Below are 24286 nucleotides of genomic sequence, written 5' to 3'. Positions count from 1 at the left end.
CAGCGAGTGCAGGAAGATTAGTGGTCCGTCGCTACCGGCCTGTCCAAAAACTCAATAAACCCCAACGGAAACGGCTGAGGTTGGCGTTACTTCTTCAGCCGGGGTTCGCCGAACATCTCCACCCCGCGCCGGAACATTTTGTGGACATTGCTCTTGCTGCAGCCTGGGTACTGGTGCTGAAAGTCGTCGAGCAGCCGCGCGATGTCACTCTCGCGCTTGAAGGTGGGATGAGGCTCGTTCCCGAGCCTTCCTTCCCAGGCGAACACCAGGGCGGTAAACATTGCGAGCAATGAGTTCTCATGCTTGGTTGCACCCGACTTTGAGCGCGCGACTGCACCGGCCTGTCTGATGCGACTGAAATCAGGAACTTTGTCTGCCGGCCAGCCGAAGTCTTCGATCCCCACGACGAAGTGTCCTTGCGGCGCGCTGCGCTGGTCGTACAGGATGTCGATTGCCTCCATGGCCTGGGGAGACCCCGGGGCGAAGTCCCTGATGATCCCGAACCGGTCATGCCCATGAATACCGTACCGTTCGATAGCAAGGACGAGTCGTGAGATTCGGACGCTCTTCAGAAGCTCTTCCAGAAACGCCCAACCTGAAGGCCAGTCCTCCCAATCATCAATGTCAATCAGTTCCACCTGATCTGGCGATTTGTCTGTATCAATCAATTCGTCATCGTGCGCCATGCCTGCTCCTGCGCGCGCCTGAGCGCTTCAGTTTCGAGGTGTCCATAGCGGCGCGACAGGACGGCCGGATCGTGTCCGAGAACCTGCGCCGCGACCCCGATTGTCACGCCGGCGCGCAGCAACGAGGCTGCTTTCACGTGCCGAAGATCGTGAATATGCAGCTCTGGCAAGCCGACCTCCAGACGCAATCCGTCCCATGCGCGGCGGTAGCAAATGGGCTGACCCGGTTCACGGCCTTCGAACAGCAATCGATCCGGCGCGAGCTTGCCGAACACTCGCCGGATGAGCTGCCCGGTTTCCGGCCGGAAGAAAAGAACACGGGGTGTGCCGTTCTTGGTGTTTGGAGCGAGAACCTCGCCGCGAGCGCAGTCGACCTCACGTCCGCGGCGTTCAAGGATTTCGGACTTGCGCGCGCCGGTGTCAATGAGCAGCGCCACGAAGACACCAAAGCGCCGGTCGGGATGAGCCAGAGACGCATGCCGCAGGGCCTCCACTTTCGCAGGGTCGACATGTACCCGGCGAATGGGCTCGTCGAACCGGGGAACACCGAGTGTGGGGCTTCGGAAACCGCGTGGACAAATGCGCTTGGCGCCGGCCCACTTGTAGGCCGAGCCAAGACTGGATAGGTCGCGATTGACGGCCGCCGGGCTGTAGCCGTGCTCGAGCATCGCCTGCGCGGCGACCTGCAGCCTCTCGCTGGTGAGTTGCCAGGCACTGGTGGTGCCGAAGGCATCGACCCACTTGCGCAGCCGGCGGTCGGAGCCGTCACAACTGACGGCCGAATGCGCGCGCACAAGCTCGGCGACGGTCAGTTCGGTGGCGGGCTGTTCCACGACGGACCGCACGGCCGCCGCAAGGTCAAAACGTTTCTCAATTGGTTTGCGCACTTCGATTCTCCAGAAGTGGTCACTGCCGTGACCAGTTGAAGGAATCGCTGCGAGCGTGCGCCTAAACCATTGATTTCAAAGAGAAATCGGCGAAATTGGTGGGCGATACATGGATCGAACATGTGACCCCTGCCGTGTGAAGGCAGTGCTCTACCGCTGAGCTAATCGCCCGCTTCCCTGCTGGAAAACGAGCGCGAATTATGCCACAGGCAAAACCGCGATCTGGCGCCACAGGGTCTTGCCGCCGCTGGCCTTGTCGAGAAGCTTCAACACCTCTTCGTGCGCGGCTGCCTCCTGCTCGTTCGCGAGCAGCACCGGCAGCGTGAACTGGCGCAGGTCGATGCGGGTCACGATGCCGACGGACGCCGAATCGGCCACGTCGATCAGCAGTGCATCCTGGCCGCGCGTGAGGTTGATGTAGACGTCGGCCAGCAGTTCCGCATCGAGCAGCGCCCCGTGCAAGGTGCGGCCGGAGTTGTCGACGCCCAGGCGGTCGCACAGGGCATCGAGGCTGTTGCGCTTGCCGGGATACATCTCCTTGGCCATCGCCAGCGTGTCCGTGACACTGCCGGCCACCGTGTGGAAGGGCGGGCGGCCGGCCAGTTCGAGTTCCTTGTTCAGGAACGCGACGTCGAAGGCGGCGTTGTGGATGATGATTTCGGCGCCCGCCAGGTAGTCCATCAGTTCCGGCGCCACTGCGGCGAACTTGGGCTTGTCCCGCAGGAATTCGTTGCTGATGCCGTGCACCTTGAGCGCGTCCTCGTGGCTGTCGCGCTCCGGGTTCAGGTAGAAATGCTTGTTGTTGCCGGTGAGCTTGCGGGCCACGAGCTCGACGCAGCCGATCTCGATGATGCGGTCGCCGGCTTCGGCCGACAGGCCGGTGGTTTCGGTGTCGAGGACGATCTGGCGCATCGCCGCGATTATGCGCGACGCGTATTCGGCATTGCCTGACCTGCTCATTCGCGGGCACCCGCGGAACCGGCTTCGCCGGGCCGCGGGTGCGCCCCCTCGAGGGGGAGGCGCCGCAGGCGCTTCGGGGGTGGGAGTATTGTCCCATCCATGTCCCATTGACAGGACAATGGAAGCGCCGGACGATGCCGCCCATGACGGTTGCCCTGCCCCTGCCGAAGTACCACCAGATCTACCTGGTGCTGCGGGAGCAACTGCATGAGGGCCGCTTCGCGCAGGGCCTGCCGGGTGAACTGGCACTGATGCAGCAGTTCGGCGTGGCGCGGGTCACGGTGCGGCGCGCCCTGCAGGAGCTGGCGGGTGAAGGGCTGATCTCGCGCGAACGCGGCCGCGGCACGCACCCCGTGGCCCAGCGCGCCCCGGCCACCGCCGCTGCGGGCCGCGGCGCCGCCAAGACCACCCGCCTCACCGGCCTGCTGGAAAACCTGGTCAGCACCAGCCTCAACACGACCGTGCGGGTGCTGGATGTGAGCGCAGTCGCAGCGACCGCCGAAGTCGCCGGGGCATTGAAGCTTGCACCAGGCGACGCCGTGCAGAAAGCGGTGCGCGTGCGTTCCACCCGCGAAGGGCCGCTGTCGCACATCACGACCTGGGTGCCCGCGGTGCTGGCGTATGGCTTCGGCAAGCGCGAGCTGGCGAAGAAGCCGATCCTGATGCTGCTCGAAGAGAGCGGCGTGCGCCTCGGCGGCGCGCAGCAGACCATCTCCGCCCGGCTGGCCGACGCGCAGGTGGCCTCGCACCTGGGCATCGCGGTCGGCTCCGCACTGCTGGCCGTGCGCCGCCTCATCCACGACGAGCAAGGCCGGCCCGTGCAGTGGCTGCATGGCCTCTACCGCCCCGACCGCTACGAGTACCAGATGCAGCTGTCCCGCGTTGGCGACATCGACGCCAAGGTGTGGGTCAGCCGCGAGTTGTCCGCCCAGTTCCACTGACGACCCGAAGGAGAACGTTCCCATGCGCACCAGCGATTCCAACCGCCGCGACTTCATCGCCCAGGCCGGGGCCGCGGCTTCCGCCCTGGCCTTTCCGCTGGTCGCCGGCGCGCAGCCCAGGACCGTGAAGATCGGCGTGCTGCACCCGGTGACGGGCGCCCTGGCCTACTCGGGCCAGCAGTGCCGCGAAGGCGCGCTCATGGCGATCGAGGACATCAACAAGGCGGGCGGCATCAAGTCCCTGGGCGGCGCGAAGATCGAAGCCCTGCTCGGCGACGCGCAATCGACGCCCGCGGCGGGGACGGCGGAAATCGAGAAGATGAACGAGGCCGGGGTGAGTGCCGTGGTCGGTGCCTTCGCGTCGGCCATCTGCCTGGCCACCACGCAGGCCGCGGCCAAGTACAACCTGCCGCACGTGGTGGACGTCGGCGTGGCCGACCAGATCGTCGAGCGCGGGCTGAAGAACACCTTCCGGTTCGGCCCCGGCTACCGCAAGTGCGCCGAAGTGGCCGTGGCCAACCTGCACGTGCTGAACACGGCGGCCGGCAAGCCCGCGAAGACCGTGATGATCATCCACGAGGAATCGCTGTTCGGCACCGGCACCGCCAACCTGCTGTCGCGCGAGCTGCCGGGCTACGGCTACGACGTCAAGGAGGTCATCAAGCACGCCAACCCCACGCGCGACTTCAACAACATCGTGCTGCGGATGAAGGCGGTGAATCCCGACATCGTCATTCCCGCCAACTACTACAACGAGTACGCACTGCTGGTGCGCACGATGCAGCAGCAGAAGGTGACGCCCAAGGCCATCTACTCGGTGCTGGGCGGCGCGGCATCCAGCTACAAATTCGTCAAGGAATTCCCGGAGGCGGCGAACGGCATCATCGATTGCAACCACTGGTTCAACCCCAGGGACAAGCGCGCGGCGGACCTGAAGAAGCGGGTCGAAGCCAAAGGCCTGTTCTTCAGCTACGAGGTGTTCATGACCTATACCGCCATGCGCCTGCTCGCGGATGCGATCGAGCGCGCCAGGTCGACCGACCGCGCCGCCATCAACGCCGCCCTGGAGAGCAGCACGTTCGCCGACCACCTCATGCCCTACGGCCCCACCAAGTTCGTCAACGGCCAGAACACCGGCGCGCAGCCTTTGATGACGCAGGTGGTGAAGAACGACATCAAGGTGATCGTTCCGCGGGACTACCGCGAAGCCGACCCGATCTTCCCGCTCAAGAGCTGAAGGCGGCGCGGAAGCGGCATGTTCGACTTCGGCATCCTCTTCCCCTCGGTGCTGAACGGCCTGACCACCGGCGCGGTCTACGCGCTGGTGGCGCTGGGGCTGACCTTGATCTATGGCGTGCTGCACATCATCAACTTCGCGCACGGCGCGGCGCTGATGATGGCTCTCTATGGCGTGTACTTCCTCAGGCAGCGGTTCGGGCTCGATCCCTATCTGGCTCTGCCCGTCATGGTGCCGGCGATGTTCGTGCTGGGCTACGCGCTGCAGCGCCTGGTGATCAACCGCGCCAGCCACGGCAAGGACGAGAACATCCTGCTGGTCACGCTCGGCCTTTCCATCGTGCTGGAGAACGTCGCGCTGCTGGCATTCAAGTCCGACACCCGGACGATCGACACGGCCTACACCCTGACCACCATCAGCATCGGGCCGGCATCGTTGGCGCTTTCCAAAGCCGTGGCCTTCGGCGGCGCGCTCGCCGCTTCGGCGGCGCTGCTGCTGATCATGCGGACGACCGACCTGGGCCGTGCGATCCGCGCGGTGGCAAAGGAGAAGCAGGGCGCGCGCCTGGTGGGCATCGACGTCGACCATGTGTACGCCATGAGCTTCGGCATCGGCCTCGCCTGCCTGGGCGCGGCCGCCTGCTTCCTCCTGCCGGCCTACTACGTGAATCCGCAGGTGGGGAACGGCTTCGTGCTGGTCGCTTTCACCATCGTGGTCCTGGGCGGCATGGGCAGTTTCGCCGGCGCCCTGCTCGGGGGCTTGCTGATCGGGGTGGTGGAGTCCCTGGGCGGCTTGTGGTTCGGGGAATCGCTGGGCCAGATCGGCATCTTCGTCATCTTCATCGCCGTGCTGCTGTTCCGGCCGCAAGGACTGTTCGGGGCGAGAGCATGACCCGCCCCGTATCAATTCGCCGCGATCTCGTGCAGATCGCCCTCTTCGCTGGTGCGATGGCGCTCTTCGCGCTCTTCACGCGCTCCGGCGTGCTGCTCAATTTCGCGACCATGGCCCTCTATGGGTGCCTGATGGCGCAAGCGTGGAACCTGCTGGGCGGCTTCGGGGGCCAGTTCTCGTTCGGCCACGCCCTCTTCTTCGGCACCGGTGCCTACGTGCAGGCCATCGCCCAGGTCACGGGCGGAATCAATCCCTGGCTGGCGCTGCCACTGGCCATCGGCGCGGCGGCAGCGGTGGGCCTGTTCGTCGGCGCGCTCTCGTTCCGCTATGGCCTCAAGGGTTCGTACTTCGCGCTGGTCACGCTGGCCTTCGCCGAGGTGTTCCGCATCCTGTCGCTGTCGGTCAGCTTCACCGGCGGTGGCGTCGGCTTGATGGTGCCGTTGCGCGAGGGCGCGGCCAACCTGCAGTTCGCCGACCGCCGCGGCTACCTGGCCCTCGTGCTGGTGCTGGCGGTGCTGGCCTTGCTGGTCACCTGCTGGCTGCGGCATTCGCGCTTCGGTGCCTGGCTGCAGGCCGTGCGCGACAACGAAGACGCCGCACGCGCCATCGGCGTCGATCCCTTCCGCGTCAAGCTGGGGGCCATCGGCCTCTCCGGGGCTTTCATGGGGGCCGCCGGTGCCTTCTATGTGCAGGTCTTCCAGTACCTCGACCCGGCCATTGCCTTCGGACCCCATACCTCGGTGGAGGCGCTGGTGGCCGCCATCGTGGGCGGGCTCGGCACCTTGTGGGGACCGGTGCTCGGTGCCGTGGTGCTGCATGCCCTCGGCGACCTCACCCGCAACCTGTTCGGTCAATTGCCGGGGATCAACATGATCATCTACGGCGTGGTGCTGATCGTCATCGTGATGTTCGCTCCGCGCGGCTTGATGGGCATGGGCGCTTCGGTGCGCGCGCTGTGGAGGCAATCGCGTGGCTGAGCCTCTGCTGCAACTGCAAGGCGTCAGCAAATCGTTCGGCGGGCTGGCGGCCGTGCGGGACGTGTCGCTGGAACTGCCCCCGGGCCTGAGCGCGCTCATCGGCCCGAACGGCGCCGGCAAGACCACCTTGTTCGCGTTGATGTCCGGCTTCCTCGCGCCCGACGCCGGCCGCATCCTGTTCGCGGGCGAGGACGTCACCGGCCGGCCACCCCACCTGAACGCGCGGCGCGGCATGACGCGCACCTTCCAGATCGTGCAGCCCTTCGCCGCCCAGACCGTGCGCGAGAACATCGCGGTGGGGGCGCATCTGCATTGCCCAGGACGCGGCGAAGCCCTGGCTCAGGCCGAAGAGGTGGCGCGGCGCGTGGGCCTGGCGGCGTTGCTGGATCAGCCCGCCGGCGAACTGACGGTGGCCGGCCGCAAGCGGCTGGAACTCGCCCGCGCGCTGGCCACACGTCCGCGGTTGCTGTTGCTGGACGAAGTGCTGGCTGGCCTGAACCCCCAGGAAGTCGCCGAGATGCTGCCCGTCGTGCGCTCGATCGCCGACCAGGGCGTCACGGTCCTGATGATCGAACACGTGATGCAGGCCGTGATGCACCTCGCCGGCCATGTCTGGGTGCTCGCGCAGGGCCAGTTGATCGCCTCCGGCACGCCCGGCGAAGTGACGCGCGACGAACGCGTGATCGAAGCGTACCTGGGGCATGGCACGGCGCAGCGGCTGGCGAAGATGGCTGTCGCGGAGGCCGCGCCATGAGCACCCCGCTGCTGTCGGTGCGTGGCCTGCGCAGCGGCTATGGCGCCGTCGAAGTGCTGCGGGGCGTCGACCTGGATGTCGCGCCCGGCGAGATCGTCGCTCTCCTGGGCAGCAACGGCGCGGGCAAGTCCACTTTCAACCAGACCGTGAGCGGCCTCGTGGCGGCGCGCGCCGGCCGTGTCCTGTTCGACGGCAAGGACATCTCCGCCACGCACTACCGCGACATCGTCCGCGCCGGCCTGATCCACGTGCCCGAAGGCAGGAAGATCTTCCCCAACCTGTCGGCACTGGAGAACCTGGAGCTGGGCTCCTTCGCGCGGGCCCGCGAGCGGCGCGCCGCCAACCTCGAGCGCGTCTTCGGCATCTTTCCGCGCCTGAAGGAACGCACGCGCCAGCTGGCGGGCACCATGAGCGGCGGCGAGCAGCAGATGCTGGCCATCGGCCGCGGCCTGATGGGGGAGCCTCGCCTGCTGATCCTGGACGAACCGTCGCTGGGCCTGTCACCGCTGCTGGTGGAAGAGTTGTTCGGCCTGATCGCCACCTTGCATGGCCAGGGCCTTGCGATCCTGCTGGTGGAGCAGAACGTGGGCCAGTCGCTGGAGATCGCGCAGCGAGCCTACGTGATGGAGAACGGCGCCGTCCAGTTCTCGGGCACCGGCGCCGAGTTGCTCGCCACCGACCGGCTGCGGCGGGCCTACCTCGGAGTCTGAAATGAAGTCTTCGCCATCGATCCATCCGCAACGGCGCGCGCTGCTCGTGGCCGGCGGAGCCTTGCTGGCCTGGCCGGCGTGGCCGCAGAGCGTGCAGGCACCCGTTCGCATCCTCGTCGGCGCACCCGCCGGGGGTACCACGGACACGATGGCCCGCACCCTGGCCACCGAGCTGGGCCGTGCCCTCGGCCGCACAGTGGTGGTGGAGAACCGTCCCGGCGCCGGCGGCAACATCGCCGCCGAAGCCGTCGCCAAAGCGGTGCCCGACGGCAGCACGCTGCTCATGAGCTTCACCAGCCACGCGATCAACGCGTCGCTGTTCCCCAGCCTGCCGTTCGATCCGGAGCGTGACTTCACGCCGCTCACCATGGTGTCGACCTCGCCGGCGCTGCTGGTGGCCCACCCTTCCCTGCCCGCGAACAACCTGCGTGAACTGATCGCGCTGGCGAAGTCGCGGCCGGGGAAACTGAACTTCGCCATCGGCGCCATGGGCTCCTCGGTCCACATGGCGGGCGAGGCCTTCAAGATGATGTCGGGCACGTACATCGTCAACATTCCCTACAAGGGGACGGCACCGGCGATCCAGGACGTGCTGGCCGGGCAGGTCGAGCTCATGTTCGCCAACGTCGGCAACGCGCAGGCTCACATCAAGGCCGGCAAACTGAAGCTGCTAGGCGTCACCAGTCCCGCCCGCCTGCCTGCATTCCCCGAGACGCCCGCGATCGGGGAAGTGCTGGCGGGCTACCAGTCCAGCGCCTGGTTCGGCCTCTTCGGTCCGGGACGCATGGCGCCGGAACTCGCCCGGCGCCTGAGCGATGCCGCACGGCAGGCCGTCGTTTCGCCCGAGGTGAAGCGGCGCATCGAGTTCGAGGGCGCCACACCGGTCGGCAACACGCCGGACGAGTTCGCCCGCTTCGTGCGCGAGGAGATCGCGCGCTGGTCCAAGGTCGTCAAGTATTCGGGGGCCAAGCCCGAATGACTGTGGCAAGCCCCGCCCCGCAGTCAATGGCGCAAAAGCTGATCGCCCGCGCGGCGCGCCGGCCGCAAGTGCGCGTGGGCGAGGTGGTGACATGCGAGGTGGACATCGCGATGTTCCACGACTCGTCGGGGCCGCGCCGGCTGCAACCCATGCTGGAGCAACTCGGCGCGCCGATCTGGGACAAATCGCGCGTCGTGCTGGTCATGGACCATTACGTGCCGGAGCGCAATGACGACGCCCGCCGCATCGTGAAGATCGCACGCGACTGGGCACGCGACCAGGCATTGCCCCATGTCTACGATTCGCAAGGCATCTGCCACGTGGTGGTGCCGCAGCACGGCCACATCCGCCCCGGCATGTTCTGCGTGGGCGGCGATTCGCATTCACCCACCGGCGGCGCATTCGGCGCCTACATGTTCGGCGTGGGCAGCACGGAGATGCTGGGTGTGGTCACCACCGGCCAGATCTGGGTGCAGGTGCCTCGCACGATCGCGATGCGATGGGACGGCGCGCTGGCTGCCGGCGTGAGCGCCAAGGACATGATGCTGGCGATGATCGGCCGCTTCGGCATGAACGGCGGCGGCTACCAGGCCATCGAGTTCACGGGCTCCGCGGTCGAAGCGCTGGACATGAACGAGCGCATGACGCTGGCGAACATGAGCGCCGAACTGGGCGCCCAGGTGGGCCTGATCGCGCCCGATGCGAAGACGCGCGACTGGCTCGCCGCGCATGGCGCGGCGGAGGTGGACATCGCCCCGTGGCGTTCGGACCCCGGCAGCTTCGACGTCGAACACGGCTTCGATGCGTCGCGGCTCGCACCGCAAGTCGCACGGCCCTTCAACCCGGCGAACAACAGCTCCATCGATGTCGTGGCGGGCACGCCCATCCAGGCGGCCTACATTGGCGCGTGCACCGGCGCCAAGCTCGACGACCTTCGCTTCGCGGCCGCCGTCTTGCGCGGCCGCCGGGTCGCATCCGGGGTGCGGCTGCTGGTCGCACCGGCCAGCGTGGCCGATCGCGAATCGGCCGGGCGTGACGGCACGCTGGGCGTCCTCGAAGCCGCCGGTGCCCAGTTGCTGCCGAGCGCGTGCGGCGTCTGCGCGGGCTACGGCGACAGCTTCGCAGAGAACGAAACGGTCATCTCCAGCACCGCGCGCAACTTCAAGGGCCGGATGGGCCCGGCCAGCACCCAGGTGTACCTGGCCTCCCCCTACACGGTGGCCGCTTCGGCGGTGGCAGGCTGCATCGCCGACCCGCGGGGTTTCCTTCCGTGACAACGGCCCCGCGAACCCGGCATCGGGTGTGGCGCTTCGGGCCCGACATCGACACCGATGCGCTGGCGCCCGGCCACTGGATGCAGCACGGCGCCGAGGTGATCGCCCGCCATTGCCTGGAGACCGTGCGGCCCGAATTTCCGGCGGCCGTGCAGCCGGGCGACGTCGTCGTGGCAGGAGCGAACTTCGGCATCGGATCGTCGCGCGAGCAGGCCGCGGCCGCGCTGCGCCACCTCGGCGTGGCTGCCGTGGTGGCACCGTCATTCGCGGGACTGTTCTTCCGCAACGCCTTCAACCTGGGCCTGCTGCTGCTCACCTGTGCAGAGGCCGAAAGCATCGTGGAAGGCGAGCAGATCCTGATCGACGCGCGCGCCGGCCGCATCGTGCGCGCCTCCGGCCAGACCCTGGCCGCGGACCCCATCCCGGCCTTCCTGCTCGACATGATCGATGCGGGCGGGCTGCTGCCCCAACTCCAGCAACGCTTCCCTTCGAGGACTACCCCGTGACCCGACCGACCTACGACCTGCTGCTCAAGAACGTGCGCGTGGTGCGCCCGCACGGCAACACCGTGCACGAAGCGGACATCGCCGTCCGGGACGGCAAATTCGCGAAGGTGGCGCCCGCGATCGATCCCGGCTCGGCCAAAGCGGTGCATGACGGCCGCGGCCGGCTGGCTTTCCCGGGCGTGGTGGATGCCCACATGCACAGCGGCATCTATTCGCCGCTCGACGAAGATGCGGTGAGCGAATCGAAGGCCGCGGCCATGGGCGGTGTCACCTCCAGCCTCAACTACTTCCGCACCGGGCAGTACTACCTGAACAAGGGCGGGCCCTACAAGAAGTTCTTCCCCGAAGTGCTGAAGACGAGCAAGGGGCGCTTCCACGTGGACTACGGCTTCCACCTGGCGCCCATGGACAAGACGCACATCGACGAGATCCCGATGCTGATCGACAAGCACGGCGTTTCGAGCTTCAAGATCTTCATGTTCTACGGCTCGCACGGTCTCCACGGCGCGAGCGACTCGCAGCGGCAGTTCCTGATGATCGGCGAGGACGAGCGTTACGACTACGCGCACTTCGAGTTCATCATGCGCGGCGTGCAGGCGGCGCGCGAACAGTTCCCGGACCGCGCCCGCCAGATCTCGCTGTCGCTGCACTGCGAAACGGCGGAGATCATGACGGCCTACACGAAGATCGTCGAGAAGGACAAGTCGCTGAAGGGCCTGGCCGCCTACAGCGCTTCGCGCCCCCAGCATTCCGAAGGCCTCGCCGTGTTCATCGCCAGCTACCTCGCGAATGAAACGGCGCTGCCCAACATCAACCTGCTCCACCTCAGCTCGCGCAAGGCGGTGCAGGCCGCCATGATGATGGCGGACACCTTCCCGCACATCGACTTCAAGCGCGAAGTGACGATCGGCCACCTGATGCTGGACGTCACCTCGAAGGCGGCCGAATTGGCCAAGGTGAATCCCCCGATCCGGCCGCGCGAGGATGTGGAGTTCCTGTGGCAGGCGCTGCTGGCCGGCGAGCTGGACTGGGTGGTGTCCGACCACGCCTGCTGCCGCCACGAGACCAAGATCCCCAAGCGCTACTTCGGCAACATCTGGATGGCCAAGAGCGGCTTCGGCGGCACCGAATACCTGTTGCCCGCACTGGTGAGCGAAGGCACGCGCCGCGGCATGGACTACAACCACATGGCGCGCGTCACCAGCTGGACCCCAGCCCAGCGCTTCGGCCTGAACAGGAAGGGCGACATCGCCGAGGGCTACGACGCCGACATCGCACTGGTGGATCCCGCGCGGACCTGGACCGTCCGTGCCAAGGATTCGCCGTCGACGCAGGGCTACACCCCCTTCGAGGGGCTGGAGCTCTCGGCCCGCGTGGAAGCCACCTACCTTCGCGGGGAGACGGTCTACACGCACGAAGCCGGCGTCATCGGCAAGCCGCGCGGCCAGTACCTGTTCCGCCCCACCGCCTGATGGCCGCCACTGTGTCCTCGCCTCGTGTGGTGCGCGCGGAGCGCATCGACGCCGGCGCGCAAGTGCCAGTGGCCATCGTCGGCGCCGGCGCTTGCGGCCTCACTGCGGCGATCGCCTTGCGCGACGCCGGTGTCGACTGCCTGCTGCTGGAACGCGACGCTACGCCGAGCGGCTCGACCGCCTTGTCGTCGGGGTTCATTCCGGCCGCGGGCACGTTGGCGCAGCGTGCCCAGGGCATCGCCGACAGCGTCGATGGCTTCGCCCAGGACATCCTGCGGAAGACCGATGGGACGGCCGCGCCGCACCTCGTGCAAGCCTATGCCGAAGCCATCGCGCCGGCGATGGACGCCTTGGCCGCGCACGGATTGGCATTCGAAGTGCTGGACAACTTCCTCTACCCCGGCCACCGCGCGCACCGGATGCATACGCTGCCCCAACGCACGGGGGCCGCGCTGGTCGGAGCGCTCGCAGGAGCGGCGCAAGCGGCAGGCGCCGACCTGTTGCCATCCGCGCGGGTCGACGAGCTCTGGGTGGATGCCGGCGGCCGGGTGCTGGGCATCGGCTACGAACGGCCCGATGGCAGCACGGATCTGCTGGGCTGCGACGCCCTGCTGCTGGCCTGCAACGGCTTCGGTGGCAATGCATCGCTGGTGCGCGAGCTGTTGCCGGAGATGGCCGACGCCACGTTCGCCGGCCATGCCGGCAACGACGGCTCCGCCATCCTCTGGGGCCGTGCGCTCGGCGCGGGCCTGGCCGACCTGGGCGGCTATCAGGGCCACGGTTCCTGGGTCGTGCCACAAGGCGCGCTCATGACGTGGGCGGTGATGATGGAAGGTGGCGTCCAGCTCAACGCGCAAGGCAAGCGTTTCCACGACGAAACCGCCGGCTACTCGGAAGCAGCGGTCGCGGTGCTCGCGCAGCCGGGTGGCACGGCCTGGAATGTCTTCGGCGACAGGCAGCTGGCGCTCGCGCGCAGCTTCCCCGATTTCGTCGCGGCGGAACAGGCAGGTGCGCTGCGCACGGCGCCGGACCGCGCCGCGCTCGCGGACATCATCGGCTGCAACGCCGCCGCGTTGGCACCGGAGATCGCCCGCTTCGGACCACCCTTCCACGCGGTGCGCGTGACCGGTGCGCTGTTCCACACACAGGGCGGGCTCGACATCGACGAGCATTGCCGGGTGCGCCGCCACGACGGCACGGCCTTTCTCAACCTGCTCGCCGCGGGCGGCGCGGCGCGTGGCGTGAGCGGCAACGCCGTGTGGGGTTACCTCTCCGGCAACGGCCTCCTCAGCGCGGTCGCCGGTGGCTGGATCGCGGCACGCACCATGCGACTGGGTACCCCATGATGAACCTCAGAACCCTGCTCGAGCGACAGCAACCGCTCCTCGCCCCCGGCGTCTACGATGGCCTGACCGCACTGGCGGCGCAGCAGGCCGGGTTCGAGGCCCTCTACCTCTCGGGCGCCTCGATCGCCTACACGCGGCTGGGGCGCTCCGACATCGGGCTCACGACGGCCACGGAAGTCGCCCAGACACTGGCCCACATCACCGACCGCGTGGACCTGCCCGTCATCGTGGACGCCGACACCGGGTTCGGCAATGCGCTCAATACGAAACGCACGGTGCGCGATTTTGAGCGGGCCGGTGCCGCCATGATCCAGCTGGAAGACCAGGGCTTCCCCAAGCGCTGCGGGCACCTCGACGGCAAGACCGTCGTGCCCGTGGACGAAATGTGCGGCAAGCTGCGCGCGGCGCTCGACGCACGGGACCGCAGCCTGATCCTGGCTCGCACGGATGCCCTCGCCGTGGAAGGGCTGGACGCCGCCTTCGAGCGCGCCGAGCGCTACCTGGCATGCGGCGTCGATGCCCTGTTCATCGAAGCGCTGCGCGATCCGGAGCAGATGCGCATGGCCTGCCACCGGTTCGCCGGACGCGTTCCGTTGCTGGCCAACATGGTGGAGGGCGGCAAGACGCCGGTACTGGCCGCAGCGGAACTCGGGACCATCGGGTTTCGCATCGTCATCTTCCCCGGCGGCACGGCGCGGGCCGTCGCCCGTTTGCTCACCCGCTACTACGGCACCTTGCAGCGGGACGGCACCACCGCCGCCCTGCGCGGGGAGATGCTCGATTTCGAAGGACTGAACGCCCTGCTGGGCACGCCGGAACTGCTGGCGGAAGGCAAGCGCTACGAGCGCTAGTGCTTTTCCTTGGCGTGGTTGATGGAGTACTTGGGGATCTCCACCGTCAGATCCTTCTGCGCCAGGATCGCCTGGCACGACAGGCGCGAGTTCGGCTCGAGCCCCCAGGCGCGGTCCAGCAAGTCCTCTTCGCTCTCATCCATCTCGTTCAGGGAGGCGAAGCCCTCGCGCACGATCACATGGCAAGTCGTGCAGGCGCAGCTCATGTCGCACGCATGCTCGATCTCGATGCCGTTGTCCAGCAGTGCTTCGCAGACGGACGTGCCGCTGGGCGCTTCCACTTGCGCGCCCTGGGGGCAGTATTCCGGGTGCGGCAGGATCTTGATGATCGGCATGGGTTAGATCGACTCCAGTTTGCGGCCGGAAAGCGCCTTGCGGATGCCTTCGTTCATGCGTTGGGCGGCGAACGCTTCCGTGCCCTTGGCCAATGCCTGCACGGCTGCCTCGATGACGGCGGCGTCGTGGCTCGCGGCCATGGTCTCGCGGAGCGTGGCGGCGAGCGCGTCGATCTCGGCACGCTCGGCCGGCGCCAGCAACGCCGCGTCCGCGTCCAGCGCGCTTTGCGTCGCCGCGAGCATGCGCTCGGCGTCCACCCGCGCCTCGGTCAGCGCGCGCGCCTTGATGTCCTGCTCCGCGGTGTTGAAGCTTTCCTGCAGCATCCGGGCGATCTGCTCGTCGGAAAGGCCGTACGACGGCTTGACCTCGATGCGCGCCTCGACGCCGCTGCCCTGCTCCCGCGCGGAGACGTTCAGCAGCCCGTCGGCGTCCACGGTGAAGGTGACGCGGATGCGGGCGGCGCCCGCAGCCATCGGCGGGATGCCGCGCAGTTCGAAACGCGCCAGGCTGCGGCAATCCGCCACCAGGTCGCGCTCGCCCTGCACCACGTGGATGGCCATGGCCGTCTGGCCGTCCTTGAAGGTCGTGAAGTCCTGCGCCTTGGCCGTGGGGATGGTCTCGTTGCGCGGCACGATGCGCTCCACCAGGCCGCCCATGGTTTCGATGCCCAGGGACAGGGGGATCACGTCGAGCAGCAACAGGTCGCCGGTGGTGTCGTTGCCGGCCAGTGCGTTGGCCTGGATGGCCGCGCCCAAAGCCACGACCTCATCGGGGTTCAGGTTGGTGAGCGGGGCGCGCCCAAAGAATTCGGCGACGGCTTCGCGGATCTGCGGCATGCGCGTCGAGCCGCCGACCAGCACGACGCCCTGGATCTCGTCCTTGACCAGCTTCGCGTCTCGCAATGCGCGGCGAACGGCGGTCATCGTGCGCTGCGTCAGTTCTCGCGTGGCGGCGTCGAAGTCGCTTCGCGTCACGTGCACCGAAGCGCGGCGTTCGCCCAGCTGCAATTCAGCCTCGACGGTGTCGGCTGCGGAAAGCTGCTCCTTGAGCGCGCGGGCCTGCATCTTGATGGCCGCCTTGTCCCCCGGCGTCGCCGCTTCCATGCCGGCGCGAGCCAGCAACCAGTCGGCCAGCGCGCGGTCGTAGTCGTCGCCACCCAGGGCCGAATCACCCCCGGTCGCCACCACCTCGAAGACGCCCTGGCTCAGGCGCAGGATGGAAATGTCGAAGGTCCCGCCGCCGAGGTCGTACACCGCGTAGATGCCTTCGCTGCCATTGTCCAGGCCGTAGGCGATGGCCGCCGCGGTGGGCTCGTTGATCAGGCGCAGCACCGGCAGGCCCGCGAGCTGCGCGGCATCCTTGGTGGCCTGCCGCTGGGCGTCGTCGAAGTAGGCGGGCACGGTAATCACGGCGCCGAACACGTCGTCGTTGAAGGTGTCTTCTGCGCGGAAGCGCAGCGTCGCCAGGATTTCCGCGCTGATCTCCACCGGCGATTTTTCGCCGGCGCGCGTGTGCAGGGTCACCATGCCGGGTTGGTCGCCGAAGCGATAGGGCAGCTTCTCGCGGCCGCTGATGTCCGCCAGCCCGCGACCCATGAAGCGCTTGGCCGATGCGATGGTGTTTTCGGGATCCTCGGCCTGAGCGGCATGTGCTTCGTGCCCGATCTGGCGTCCACCGTCCGGCAGGTAGCGCACGACCGAAGGCAGGAGGACGCAGCCCTGCGCGTCCGGCAGGCATTCGGCAACGCCGTTGCGAACGGCGGCCACCAGCGAATGCGTGGTGCCGAGGTCGATGCCGACGGCGACACGCCGCTGGTGGGGGTCGGGCGAGGCGCCCGGTTCGGAAATTTGCAGCAGGGCCATGGGATGCGGCCTATTGTCCCAGTTGCGCGAGCCGCGAATCGATGTCCTCGCCAAAGCGCTCCAGGAACATGAGGGCTCTCACCTGCTGCGCGGCCGCCGCAGCGTCGCCTTTCACGTCGAGCAGCGCTTCGATGGTGCCCAGCAGCGCCTTGCGGTCCGTGGCCAAACGATCCGCCAGGACTTCGAGCTCTTCCCCGGTGCTCGCGTCGTCCAGCGCTTCGCGCCACTCCATCTGCTGCATCAGGAAGTCGGCCGGCATGGCTGTGTTGTTCTCGGCATTGATGGGCGCGCCGCGCAACTCGCAGAGGTAGGACGCGCGCTTGAGCGGGTCTTTCAGGCGCTGGTAGGCCTCGTTGATGCGCACCGACCATTGCAGCGCCACGCGTTGCGCGGCTGCGCCTTGTGCCGCAAACTTGTCGGGGTGGGCTTCGCGCTGCAGTTCTTTCCAGCGAGCGTCGATGGCGAGCCGGTCCTGCGCGAAGCGCTCCGGCAGACCGAACAGTTCGAAGTCGTTCGACTGGAGGTTCATGACCGGGTTGTCAGACCCGGAAACTTTCCCCGCAGCCGCACCGGTCGCGCTCATTGGGGTTGTTGAACTTGAAGCCCTCGTTCAATCCTTCGCGGACGAAGTCAAGCTGCGTCCCGTCGATGTAGGCGAGGCTCTTGGGGTCGATCAGCAGCTTGACGCCGTGATCCTCGAAGACGATGTCCTCGGGCGCCACCTCGTCGACGTACTCGAGCTTGTACGCCAGGCCCGAGCAGCCGGTGGTCTTCACGCCCAGCCGCACGCCGACGCCCTTGCCCCGTTTGGACAGGTAACGCGTGACGTGCCGCGCCGCGGCTTCGGTCAGGGAAACGGCCATTTCAGTGGGCGTGCTTCTTCTTGTAGTCCTCGACGGCCGCCTTGATGGCGTCCTCGGCCAGGATGGAGCAATGGATCTTGACCGGCGGCAGCGCGAGCTCCTCGGCAATCTGGCTGTTCTTGATGGAGGCCGCCTCGTCGAGCGTCTTGCCCTTGACCCATTCGGTCACCAGCGAGCTCGACGCAATGGCGGAGCCGCAGCCGTAGGTCTTGAAGCGCGCATCTTCGATCACGCCCGTGGCGGGGTTCACCTTGATCTGCAGCTTCATCACGTCGCCGCAGGCGGGCGCGCCCACCATGCCGGTGCCGACGGTCTCATCGCCCTTTTCGAACGAGCCGACGTTGCGGGGGTTCTCGTAATGCTCGACGACTTTTTCAGAATAGGCCATGGTGGTACTCCTGTTGTTCTAGTGGGCGGTCCATTGGATGGTGCTCAGGTCGACGCCGTCCTGGAACATCTCCCACAAGGGACTCAATTCACGCAGCTTCGCCACGTTGTGCTTGATGGTGGAGATCGCGTAATCGATCTCCTCTTCGGTCGTGAAGCGGCCGATGGTCATGCGCAGGCTGCTGTGCGCCAGCTCGTCGCTGCGGCCCAGGGCGCGCAGCACGTAGCTGGGTTCCAGGCTGGCCGAGGTGCAGGCCGAGCCGGAAGACACGGCGAGGCCCTTGATGCCCATGATGAGCGATTCGCCTTCGACGAAGTTGAAGCTCATGTTCAGGTTGTGCGGCACGCGCTTCTCGGTGTGGCCGTTGATGAACACCTGTTCGATGTCCTTCAGGCCGTCCAGCAGGCGCTGCTGCAGGCGGCGCGCATGCTCCGCGTCCTTGCCCATTTCCTCACGGGCGATACGGAACGCCTCGCCCATGCCGACAATCTGGTGCGTGGGCAGCGTGCCCGAACGCATGCCGCGCTCGTGGCCGCCGCCGTGCATCTGGGCTTCCAGGCGCACACGCGGCTTGCGGCGCACGTACAGCGCGCCGATGCCCTTGGGGCCGTAGGTCTTGTGCGAGGCCAGGCTCAGCAGGTCGACAGGCAGCGCCGTCATGTCGATCTCGACCTTGCCCGTGGCTTGGGCGGCATCCACGTGAAAGATGATGTTGCGCTCGCGGCAGGTGTTGCCGAGTGCGGTGATGTCCTGGATGACGCCGATCTCGTTGTTGACGAACATCACGCTGGCCAGGATGGTGTCGGGGCGCAGCGCCGCCTTGAACTTGTCCAGGTCCAGCAGGCCGTCTTCCTCCACGTCGAGGTAGGTGACTTCGAAGCCCTGCCGCTCCAGCTCGCGCATGGTGTCCAGCACCGCCTTGTGCTCGGTCTTCACCGTCACCAGGTGCTTGCCGCGCGTCTTGTAGAAGTTCGCGGCGCCCTTGATGGCCAGGTTGTTCGACTCGGTCGCGCCGGACGTCCACACGATCTCCCGCGGGTCCGCGCCGATCAGCGCGGCGACATGCTCGCGCGCCTTCTCCACGGCTTCCTCGGCCTCCCAGCCCCAGGCATGGCTGCGGGAGGCGGGGTTGCCGAAGTGCTCGCGCAGCCAGGGGATCATCGCGTCGACGACGCGCGGGTCCACCGGCGTCGTCGCGCCGTAATCCATGTAGATGGGGAAGTGCGGTGTCGTGTCCATGCTGGCTTCAGTGCTTGCGGGCAAGGCGTTGCGAAACGCCGGTCTTCAGGACTTGGCGAATGAGTTTCCGAGGGCGAACACCGAATTCGGCGCATTCACGCGGATCGGCTTCACCACCGGCTGCGCGGAAATGGCGCGCTTCGGCGACGGCTTGTCCTCGATCTGGATGCCCTTGGCCAACTGGTCGTCCACCAGCTTCTGCAGGGTGATCGAATCCAGGAACTCGACCATGCGCTGGTTCAGCGCGGCCCAGAGTTCGTGCGTCATGCAGCGGCCGCCATCGCCCTGGCAGTTTTCCTTGCCACCGCACTGGGTGGCGTCGATCGGCTCGTCGACCGACACGATGATGTCGGCGACGGTGATCTCGCCGGCCTTGCGGCCCAGGGTGTACCCGCCCCCCGGCCCGCGGGTGGATTCCACCAGCTCGTGCCGGCGCAGCTTGCCGAACAGCTGTTCGAGGTACGAAAGCGAAATCTGCTGGCGCTGGCTGATCGCCGCCAGCGTGACGGGACCATTGTTCTGGCGCAGCGCCAGATCGATCATCGCGGTGACCGCAAACCGGCCCTTGGTTGTGAGACGCATCGCTAGCTCCTTTGCTCGCTCGCTTACAAAACCCCGGCAGCGCCCGCCGGCGGGGTCGTCTCCACCCATCCCCGGCACACGCCGGGCTCTCTGATTCGTGGGTTCCTGACTATTTCCGTCAAGTATACCCTAAAGCCCACTGGGATGCTCGGGTAATCCCTTGGTTTGAGCCCAGCCGTAGCGCAGGCGGGCGGCCCACTCAGCTGCGCTTGGCAGATTCGATCGGGACGACGTTGTCGTGCACCACGGCCCCGAAAGCCTGCTGCTTCAACAAGGCCAACTGGTCGCGCACCCGCGCCGCCTTCTCGAATTCGAGGTTGCGGGCGTGCTCCAGCATCTGCTTTTCGAGCCGCTTGATCTCCTTGGCCACATCCTTTTCGGACATGTCCTCGACCATCGCCCGCTGCAGTTCCTGCTTTTCCTGTTCCTTGCTGGCCTTTTCGCTGTAGACGCCGTCGATCAGGTCGCGCACTTCCTTCTTGATGCTGCGCGGCGTGATGCCGTGCGCCAGGTTGTGGGCGACCTGGCGTTCGCGCCGGCGCTCGGTCTCGCCGATCGCCTTCTTCATCGAGTCGGTCATCCTGTCGGCGTACAGGATCGCCTTGCCATTCAGGTTGCGCGCCGCCCGGCCGATGGTCTGGATCAGCGAGCGTTCGGCGCGCAGGAAGCCCTCCTTGTCGGCGTCGAGGATGGCGACCAGCGACACCTCGGGGATGTCCAGGCCCTCCCGCAGCAGGTTGATGCCGACCAGCACGTCGAACATGCCCAGCCGCAGGTCGCGCAGGATCTCCACGCGCTCCACCGTCTCGATGTCGCTGTGCAGGTAGCGCACCTTGACGCCGTTGTCGCTGAGGTAGTCGGTGAGCTGTTCCGCCATGCGCTTGGTGAGCGTCGTGATCAGCACGCGCTCGTTCTTCTCGACGCGGATGCGGATCTCCTGCAGCACGTCGTCGACCTGATGGGTGGCGGGCCGGACCTCGACCTCGGGATCGATGAGTCCGGTGGGGCGCACCAGCTGCTCGACCACCTGGCCGGCGTGGGTCTTTTCATAGTCCGCCGGCGTCGCCGAGACGAAGACCACCTGGCGCATGCGCGTTTCGAACTCCTCGAATTTCAGTGGCCGGTTGTCCAGCGCGGAGGGCAGGCGGAAACCATATTCGACCAGCACGGTCTTGCGCGCCCGGTCGCCGTTGAACATGCCGCCCAGTTGGCCGATCATCTGGTGGCTCTCGTCCAGGAACATCAGCGCATCCTTGGGCAGGTAGTCCGTCAGCGTGGACGGCGGGGCGCCAGGCGGCGCGCCCGAAAGATGCCGCGTGTAGTTTTCGATGCCTTTGCAGTGGCCCAGCTCGGAGAGCATCTCCAGGTCGAAGCGGGTGCGCTGCTCCAGGCGCTGGGCTTCCACCAGCTTGCCTTGCCCCACGAAGAACTTCAGGCGCTCGTCCAGTTCCAGCTTGATGGTCTCGACCGCGGACAACACCTTGTCGCGTGGCGTCACGTAGTGGCTGGACGGGTACACCGTGAAGCGCGGCACCTTCTGCCGGATGCGGCCGGTGAGCGGGTCGAACAGCTGCAGGGATTCGATCTCGTCGTCGAACAGCTCGATGCGGATCGCGAGTTCGCTGTGTTCCGCCGGGAAGATGTCGATGGTGTCGCCGCGCACGCGGAAGGTGCCGCGCGAGAAGTCCTGCTCGTTGCGGTTGTACTGCATGCGGATCAGCTGGCCGATCACGTCGCGCTGGCCGATCTTGTCGCCCACGCGCATGATGAAGCGCATCTGCGTGTAGTCCTCCGGGGCGCCGATGCCGTAGATGGCGCTCACGGTGGCCACGATCACCGTGTCGCGCCGCTCCAGCACGCTCTTGGTGGCCGACAGGCGCATCTGCTCGATGTGCTCGTTGATCGAGCTGTCCTTCTCGATGAACAGGTCGCGCTGCGGCACGTAGGCCTCGGGCTGGTAGTAGTCGTAGTAGCTGACGAAGTACTCCACCGCGTTCTTCGGGAAGAACTCGCGGAACTCGCTGTACAACTGCGCCGCCAGCGTCTTGTTCGGCGCGAAGATGATCGCGGGGCGGCCCAGGCGCGCGATGACGTTCGCCATGGTGAAAGTCTTGCCGGAGCCGGTGACGCCCAGCAGCGTCTGGAACACCTCGCCGTCGCGGACGCCTTCGACGAGTTTCTCGATCGCCACGGGCTGGTCGCCGGCGGGCGGATAGGGCAGGAACAGCTCGAAGGGCGAATCAGGAAAACTGATGAACTCGCCATCTTTCTGCTTGGCAACGGGCGCGGCCAGGTCGGCGGACGGATCGGGTTTAGCGCTCATGCGGGTCAATCGTGTAGTTCAACATTAAAATCGGGGTCAACCAGCCAGCGTACAACAATGCCGGCGCGTTCCGCTACTGACATCCAAAGGTCCCTTTCATGTCCCTGTTCTCTGCCGTCGAGAAGGCGCCCAACGACCCCATCCTGGGGCTGAACGACCAGTTCGGCGCCGACGAGAACCCGCGCAAGGTCAACCTCAGCGTCGGCGTCTACTACGACGAAACCGGCAAGCTGCCGCTCCTCGAGTGCGTGCAGCGGGCCGAACGGCAGATGGCCGATGCGCCCAAGGCGCGCGGCTACCTCCCGATCGACGGCATCGCCGCGTACGACAGCGCCGTCAAGAACCTCGTATTTGGGGCCGGAAGCGATGCCGTCAACAGCGGCCGCGTGGCGACGATCCAGTCGCTGGGCGGCACCGGCGGCCTGAAGGTCGGCGCGGACTTCCTGAAGAAGGTCAACCCCAACGCCAAGGTCCTGATCAGCGACCCCAGCTGGGAAAACCATCGCGCCCTGTTCTCGCAGGCGGGATTCACCGTCGAGTTCTATCCGTATTACGACGCCGTCAAGCGCGGCGTGAACATCGACGGCATGCTGACCGCGCTGGAAACTGCCGAGCCCGGCACCATCGTCGTCCTGCATGCCTGCTGCCACAACCCCACCGGCTATGACATCACGTCGCAGCAGTGGGACCAGGTGGTGGCCATCGTCAAGGAGCGCAAGCTCGTTCCCTTCCTCGACCTCGCTTACCAGGGCTTCGGCAACGGGATCGCCGAAGACGGCGCCGTGATCCAGAAGTTCGTGGCAGCCGCGGGCGACTTCCTCGTCGCGACATCGTTCTCCAAGAGCTTCAGCCTCTATGGGGAACGCGTCGGCGGCCTGTCGGTGTTCTGCGCGTCCAAGGACGAGGCGGACCGCGTGCTGTCGTTGTTGAAGGTGATGATCCGCACGAACTACAGCAACCCGCCCACGCACGGCGGCAGCGTGGTCGCGACGGTGCTGAACACGCCCGATCTGCGCGCCCTTTGGGAGCAGGAACTGGCCAACATGCGCACCCGCATCCGCCAAATGCGCACGCTGCTGGTGGCCGACCTGAAGGCGGCCGGCGTGAAGGAAGACATGAGCTTCATCACCCAGCAGATCGGCATGTTCAGCTATTCGGGCCTGACCAAGGAACAGATGGTCCGCCTGCGCAACGAGTTCGGCGTGTACGGCGTGGATTCCGGCCGGATTTGCGTGGCCGCGCTGAACACCAAGAACATCGACTACGTCTGCCAGTCGATTGCCAGGGTGCTGCAGTAGACGGCTAGCCCCAGACCATCGACCGCATCGAGATCGATGCGGACTGGTACCGCTCGTTGAAGAATTTCACCGGCTCGCCTGGGTGGACGGCGCCGGCAGCGTGCAGCAGCGGCAGGTAGTGGTCATAGGTCGGGTGGGCCAGTTGCGCCACCTGGCCCAGCTTCTGGAAATCGGCCAGCTCCGCCAGGCTGCCCTTCTCCACCAGCGCCGCGGTCTTCTTGTCGAACTCGAAAGCCCAGTCGTAGGCCTGCATCGCATTCGCCTCGCGCCGCGTGGCGCGCAGGTTGTGCACGATGTTGCCGCTGCCGACGATCAGCACGCCCTTGTCGCGCAAGGCGCGGAGTTGCTGGCCGAGGGCGAAGTGTTCCGCCGGCGGCCGCGCATAGTCCATGCTCAATTGCAGGACGGGGATGTCGGCCTTCGGGAACATGGGCTTCAGCACCGACCAGGTGCCATGGTCGAAACCCCATTCCTTGGCATCCACGCCCACCTTGGGCTCGGTGATGCTGTCGCCGATCTGGCGCGCGATGGCGGGCGCGCCCGGCGCGGGAAACTGCTGGTCGAACAAGGCCTGCGGAAACCCTCCGAAATCGTGGATGGTCTTCGGCTGGGCCATGCCCGTCAGCCACCAGCCCCGTGTGATCCAGTGCGCCGAGATGCACAGGATCATCTGCGGCCTGGGGAGGCTCTTGCCGAATTCGGCCCCCAGTGCCTGCCAGCTGCGCCGGAACTCGTTGTCCTCGATCGCGTTCATGGGGCTGCCATGCCCCAGAAAGAGCACCGGCATCCGCGGGCTCTTCGCCAGGCTCTGCAAGCCCGCCAGGGCAGACTCCACTTGCTCCGTCATCAGGCTTCCCCCGGCCAAGGCAGCCGCGGCCGCCATCCATCTGCGTCTGTCCATCTGGTTTGGTGTTCCCTCATAAC

25 protein-coding genes and 1 tRNA gene are annotated in these 24286 nt (G+C 66.8%); 13 read left to right on the top strand and 13 right to left on the bottom strand.

Annotated features, from left to right (window positions below):
• Positions 1-86: 86 nt before the first annotated feature.
• The 4 genes from FN976_RS25605 to dnaQ form a co-directional block, all read right to left on the bottom strand.
• A complete protein-coding gene (locus FN976_RS25605; RefSeq protein ID WP_145896289.1) occupies positions 87-686 on the bottom strand; it encodes a hypothetical protein in 600 nt (199 codons plus the stop codon).
• The gene (locus FN976_RS25600; protein ID WP_145896287.1) at positions 665-1573 is read right to left on the bottom strand and encodes a tyrosine-type recombinase/integrase; all 909 of its coding nucleotides are present in this window, start codon (positions 1571-1573) and stop codon (positions 665-667) included. The genes FN976_RS25605 and FN976_RS25600 overlap by 22 nt, the downstream gene beginning before the upstream one ends.
• Positions 1574-1669: 96 nt before the next feature.
• Positions 1670-1744 (bottom strand) — tRNA-Val (locus FN976_RS25595).
• 27 nt (positions 1745-1771) lie between these two features.
• A complete protein-coding gene (gene dnaQ / locus FN976_RS25590; RefSeq protein WP_255440846.1) occupies positions 1772-2533 on the bottom strand; it encodes a DNA polymerase III subunit epsilon in 762 nt (253 codons plus the stop codon).
• A 143-nt stretch (positions 2534-2676) separates the two neighbouring features.
• Between dnaQ and FN976_RS25585 the strand changes: the two genes are divergently transcribed.
• The 12 genes from FN976_RS25585 to FN976_RS25530 are packed head-to-tail and all read left to right on the top strand — an operon-like array spanning position 2677 to position 14471.
• Entirely contained in the window at positions 2677-3474 is a 798-nt protein-coding gene (locus FN976_RS25585; protein ID WP_186511187.1) for a GntR family transcriptional regulator, read from the top strand.
• A gap of 22 nt (positions 3475-3496) precedes the next feature.
• The gene (locus FN976_RS25580; RefSeq protein ID WP_145896282.1) at positions 3497-4711 is read left to right on the top strand and encodes an ABC transporter substrate-binding protein; all 1215 of its coding nucleotides are present in this window, start codon (positions 3497-3499) and stop codon (positions 4709-4711) included.
• An 18-nt stretch (positions 4712-4729) separates the two neighbouring features.
• A complete protein-coding gene (locus tag FN976_RS25575) occupies positions 4730-5602 on the top strand; it encodes a branched-chain amino acid ABC transporter permease (protein WP_145896280.1) in 873 nt (290 codons plus the stop codon).
• On the top strand, positions 5599-6579 hold the full coding sequence (locus FN976_RS25570) for a branched-chain amino acid ABC transporter permease (RefSeq protein ID WP_145896278.1): 981 nt from the start codon (positions 5599-5601) through the stop codon (positions 6577-6579). The genes FN976_RS25575 and FN976_RS25570 overlap by 4 nt, the downstream gene beginning before the upstream one ends.
• The gene (locus FN976_RS25565) at positions 6572-7333 is read left to right on the top strand and encodes an ABC transporter ATP-binding protein (RefSeq protein WP_145896276.1); all 762 of its coding nucleotides are present in this window, start codon (positions 6572-6574) and stop codon (positions 7331-7333) included. The genes FN976_RS25570 and FN976_RS25565 overlap by 8 nt, the downstream gene beginning before the upstream one ends.
• Entirely contained in the window at positions 7330-8043 is a 714-nt protein-coding gene (locus FN976_RS25560; RefSeq protein ID WP_145896274.1) for an ABC transporter ATP-binding protein, read from the top strand. The genes FN976_RS25565 and FN976_RS25560 overlap by 4 nt, the downstream gene beginning before the upstream one ends.
• A gap of 1 nt (position 8044) precedes the next feature.
• Positions 8045-9022, top strand: a complete 978-nt coding sequence (locus FN976_RS25555) for a tripartite tricarboxylate transporter substrate binding protein (protein ID WP_145896272.1) — start codon at positions 8045-8047, stop codon at positions 9020-9022.
• A 26-nt stretch (positions 9023-9048) separates the two neighbouring features.
• Positions 9049-10296, top strand: coding sequence for a 3-isopropylmalate dehydratase large subunit (locus FN976_RS25550; RefSeq protein ID WP_432417890.1), 1248 nt, complete (start codon positions 9049-9051; stop codon positions 10294-10296).
• Complete coding sequence (locus tag FN976_RS25545; protein ID WP_145896268.1) at positions 10293-10802, top strand: LeuD/DmdB family oxidoreductase small subunit; 510 nt, start codon at positions 10293-10295, stop codon at positions 10800-10802. The genes FN976_RS25550 and FN976_RS25545 overlap by 4 nt, the downstream gene beginning before the upstream one ends.
• Positions 10799-12274, top strand: coding sequence for a dihydroorotase (locus FN976_RS25540; RefSeq protein WP_145896266.1), 1476 nt, complete (start codon positions 10799-10801; stop codon positions 12272-12274). Before FN976_RS25545 ends, FN976_RS25540 begins: the two co-directional genes overlap by 4 nt.
• A complete protein-coding gene (locus FN976_RS25535; RefSeq protein WP_145896264.1) occupies positions 12274-13620 on the top strand; it encodes an FAD-dependent oxidoreductase in 1347 nt (448 codons plus the stop codon). Before FN976_RS25540 ends, FN976_RS25535 begins: the two co-directional genes overlap by 1 nt.
• Positions 13617-14471 (top strand): isocitrate lyase/PEP mutase family protein, encoded by an 855-nt coding sequence (locus FN976_RS25530; RefSeq protein ID WP_145896261.1) that lies wholly within the window; start codon positions 13617-13619, stop codon positions 14469-14471. Before FN976_RS25535 ends, FN976_RS25530 begins: the two co-directional genes overlap by 4 nt.
• Here the strand turns inward: FN976_RS25530 and fdx are convergent.
• From fdx to uvrB, 8 genes are all read right to left on the bottom strand, one after another.
• A complete protein-coding gene (gene fdx, locus FN976_RS25525) occupies positions 14468-14806 on the bottom strand; it encodes an ISC system 2Fe-2S type ferredoxin (RefSeq protein ID WP_145896259.1) in 339 nt (112 codons plus the stop codon). The genes FN976_RS25530 and fdx overlap by 4 nt on opposite strands.
• Before the next feature lie 3 nt (positions 14807-14809).
• Positions 14810-16669, bottom strand: a complete 1860-nt coding sequence (hscA, locus tag FN976_RS25520) for a Fe-S protein assembly chaperone HscA (protein WP_145896257.1) — start codon at positions 16667-16669, stop codon at positions 14810-14812.
• Positions 16670-16679: 10 nt separating this feature from the next.
• Entirely contained in the window at positions 16680-17198 is a 519-nt protein-coding gene (gene hscB / locus FN976_RS25515) for a Fe-S protein assembly co-chaperone HscB (protein WP_145896255.1), read from the bottom strand.
• A gap of 10 nt (positions 17199-17208) precedes the next feature.
• Positions 17209-17532: an iron-sulfur cluster assembly protein IscA gene (gene iscA, locus FN976_RS25510; protein ID WP_145896253.1), complete on the bottom strand. Its 324-nt coding sequence runs from the start codon at positions 17530-17532 to the stop codon at positions 17209-17211.
• A gap of 1 nt (position 17533) precedes the next feature.
• A complete protein-coding gene (gene iscU, locus FN976_RS25505) occupies positions 17534-17920 on the bottom strand; it encodes a Fe-S cluster assembly scaffold IscU (RefSeq protein ID WP_145896251.1) in 387 nt (128 codons plus the stop codon).
• 18 nt (positions 17921-17938) lie between these two features.
• Complete coding sequence (locus FN976_RS25500) at positions 17939-19159, bottom strand: IscS subfamily cysteine desulfurase (protein ID WP_145896250.1); 1221 nt, start codon at positions 19157-19159, stop codon at positions 17939-17941.
• 45 nt (positions 19160-19204) lie between these two features.
• Positions 19205-19741 (bottom strand): Fe-S cluster assembly transcriptional regulator IscR, encoded by a 537-nt coding sequence (gene iscR / locus FN976_RS25495; RefSeq protein WP_145896247.1) that lies wholly within the window; start codon positions 19739-19741, stop codon positions 19205-19207.
• A 199-nt stretch (positions 19742-19940) separates the two neighbouring features.
• Complete coding sequence (gene uvrB, locus FN976_RS25490; protein ID WP_255440844.1) at positions 19941-22064, bottom strand: excinuclease ABC subunit UvrB; 2124 nt, start codon at positions 22062-22064, stop codon at positions 19941-19943.
• 98 nt (positions 22065-22162) lie between these two features.
• Between uvrB and FN976_RS25485 the strand changes: the two genes are divergently transcribed.
• Positions 22163-23362, top strand: coding sequence for an amino acid aminotransferase (locus FN976_RS25485; protein ID WP_145896245.1), 1200 nt, complete (start codon positions 22163-22165; stop codon positions 23360-23362).
• Positions 23363-23366: 4 nt separating this feature from the next.
• Here FN976_RS25485 and ygiD read toward each other — a convergent pair whose 3' ends face one another.
• Positions 23367-24209: a 4,5-DOPA-extradiol-dioxygenase gene (gene ygiD, locus FN976_RS25480; RefSeq protein WP_255440843.1), complete on the bottom strand. Its 843-nt coding sequence runs from the start codon at positions 24207-24209 to the stop codon at positions 23367-23369.
• Positions 24210-24286: the final 77 nt, after the last annotated feature.

The sequence above is a fragment of the Caenimonas sedimenti genome (assembly GCF_007833165.1).
Classification (GTDB): Bacteria; Pseudomonadota; Gammaproteobacteria; order Burkholderiales; family Burkholderiaceae_C; genus Ramlibacter; species Ramlibacter sedimenti.
The sequence above is the reverse complement of the archived record's forward strand: the minus strand, read 5'-3'. Positions and strand labels throughout refer to the sequence as shown.

Excerpts from the sequence above, each read along its gene's own strand:
- FN976_RS25605 (WP_145896289.1), bottom strand. The coding sequence starts at position 686 with ATGGCGCACGATGACGAATTGATTGATACAGACAAATCGCCAGATCAG.
- dnaQ (WP_255440846.1), bottom strand. The coding sequence starts at position 2,533 with ATGAGCAGGTCAGGCAATGCCGAATACGCGTCGCGCATAATCGCGGCG.
- FN976_RS25585 (WP_186511187.1), top strand. The coding sequence starts at position 2,677 with ATGACGGTTGCCCTGCCCCTGCCGAAGTACCACCAGATCTACCTGGTG.
- FN976_RS25580 (WP_145896282.1), top strand. The coding sequence starts at position 3,497 with ATGCGCACCAGCGATTCCAACCGCCGCGACTTCATCGCCCAGGCCGGG.
- FN976_RS25575 (WP_145896280.1), top strand. The coding sequence starts at position 4,730 with ATGTTCGACTTCGGCATCCTCTTCCCCTCGGTGCTGAACGGCCTGACC.
- FN976_RS25570 (WP_145896278.1), top strand. The coding sequence starts at position 5,599 with ATGACCCGCCCCGTATCAATTCGCCGCGATCTCGTGCAGATCGCCCTC.
- FN976_RS25560 (WP_145896274.1), top strand. The coding sequence starts at position 7,330 with ATGAGCACCCCGCTGCTGTCGGTGCGTGGCCTGCGCAGCGGCTATGGC.
- FN976_RS25555 (WP_145896272.1), top strand. The coding sequence starts at position 8,045 with ATGAAGTCTTCGCCATCGATCCATCCGCAACGGCGCGCGCTGCTCGTG.
- FN976_RS25550 (WP_432417890.1), top strand. The coding sequence starts at position 9,049 with ATGGCGCAAAAGCTGATCGCCCGCGCGGCGCGCCGGCCGCAAGTGCGC.
- FN976_RS25535 (WP_145896264.1), top strand. The coding sequence starts at position 12,274 with ATGGCCGCCACTGTGTCCTCGCCTCGTGTGGTGCGCGCGGAGCGCATC.
- FN976_RS25530 (WP_145896261.1), top strand. The coding sequence starts at position 13,617 with ATGATGAACCTCAGAACCCTGCTCGAGCGACAGCAACCGCTCCTCGCC.
- fdx (WP_145896259.1), bottom strand. The coding sequence starts at position 14,806 with ATGCCGATCATCAAGATCCTGCCGCACCCGGAATACTGCCCCCAGGGC.
- hscA (WP_145896257.1), bottom strand. The coding sequence starts at position 16,669 with ATGGCCCTGCTGCAAATTTCCGAACCGGGCGCCTCGCCCGACCCCCAC.
- hscB (WP_145896255.1), bottom strand. The coding sequence starts at position 17,198 with ATGAACCTCCAGTCGAACGACTTCGAACTGTTCGGTCTGCCGGAGCGC.
- iscA (WP_145896253.1), bottom strand. The coding sequence starts at position 17,532 with ATGGCCGTTTCCCTGACCGAAGCCGCGGCGCGGCACGTCACGCGTTAC.
- iscU (WP_145896251.1), bottom strand. The coding sequence starts at position 17,920 with ATGGCCTATTCTGAAAAAGTCGTCGAGCATTACGAGAACCCCCGCAAC.
- FN976_RS25500 (WP_145896250.1), bottom strand. The coding sequence starts at position 19,159 with ATGGACACGACACCGCACTTCCCCATCTACATGGATTACGGCGCGACG.
- iscR (WP_145896247.1), bottom strand. The coding sequence starts at position 19,741 with ATGCGTCTCACAACCAAGGGCCGGTTTGCGGTCACCGCGATGATCGAT.
- uvrB (WP_255440844.1), bottom strand. The coding sequence starts at position 22,064 with ATGAGCGCTAAACCCGATCCGTCCGCCGACCTGGCCGCGCCCGTTGCC.
- FN976_RS25485 (WP_145896245.1), top strand. The coding sequence starts at position 22,163 with ATGTCCCTGTTCTCTGCCGTCGAGAAGGCGCCCAACGACCCCATCCTG.
- ygiD (WP_255440843.1), bottom strand. The coding sequence starts at position 24,209 with ATGACGGAGCAAGTGGAGTCTGCCCTGGCGGGCTTGCAGAGCCTGGCG.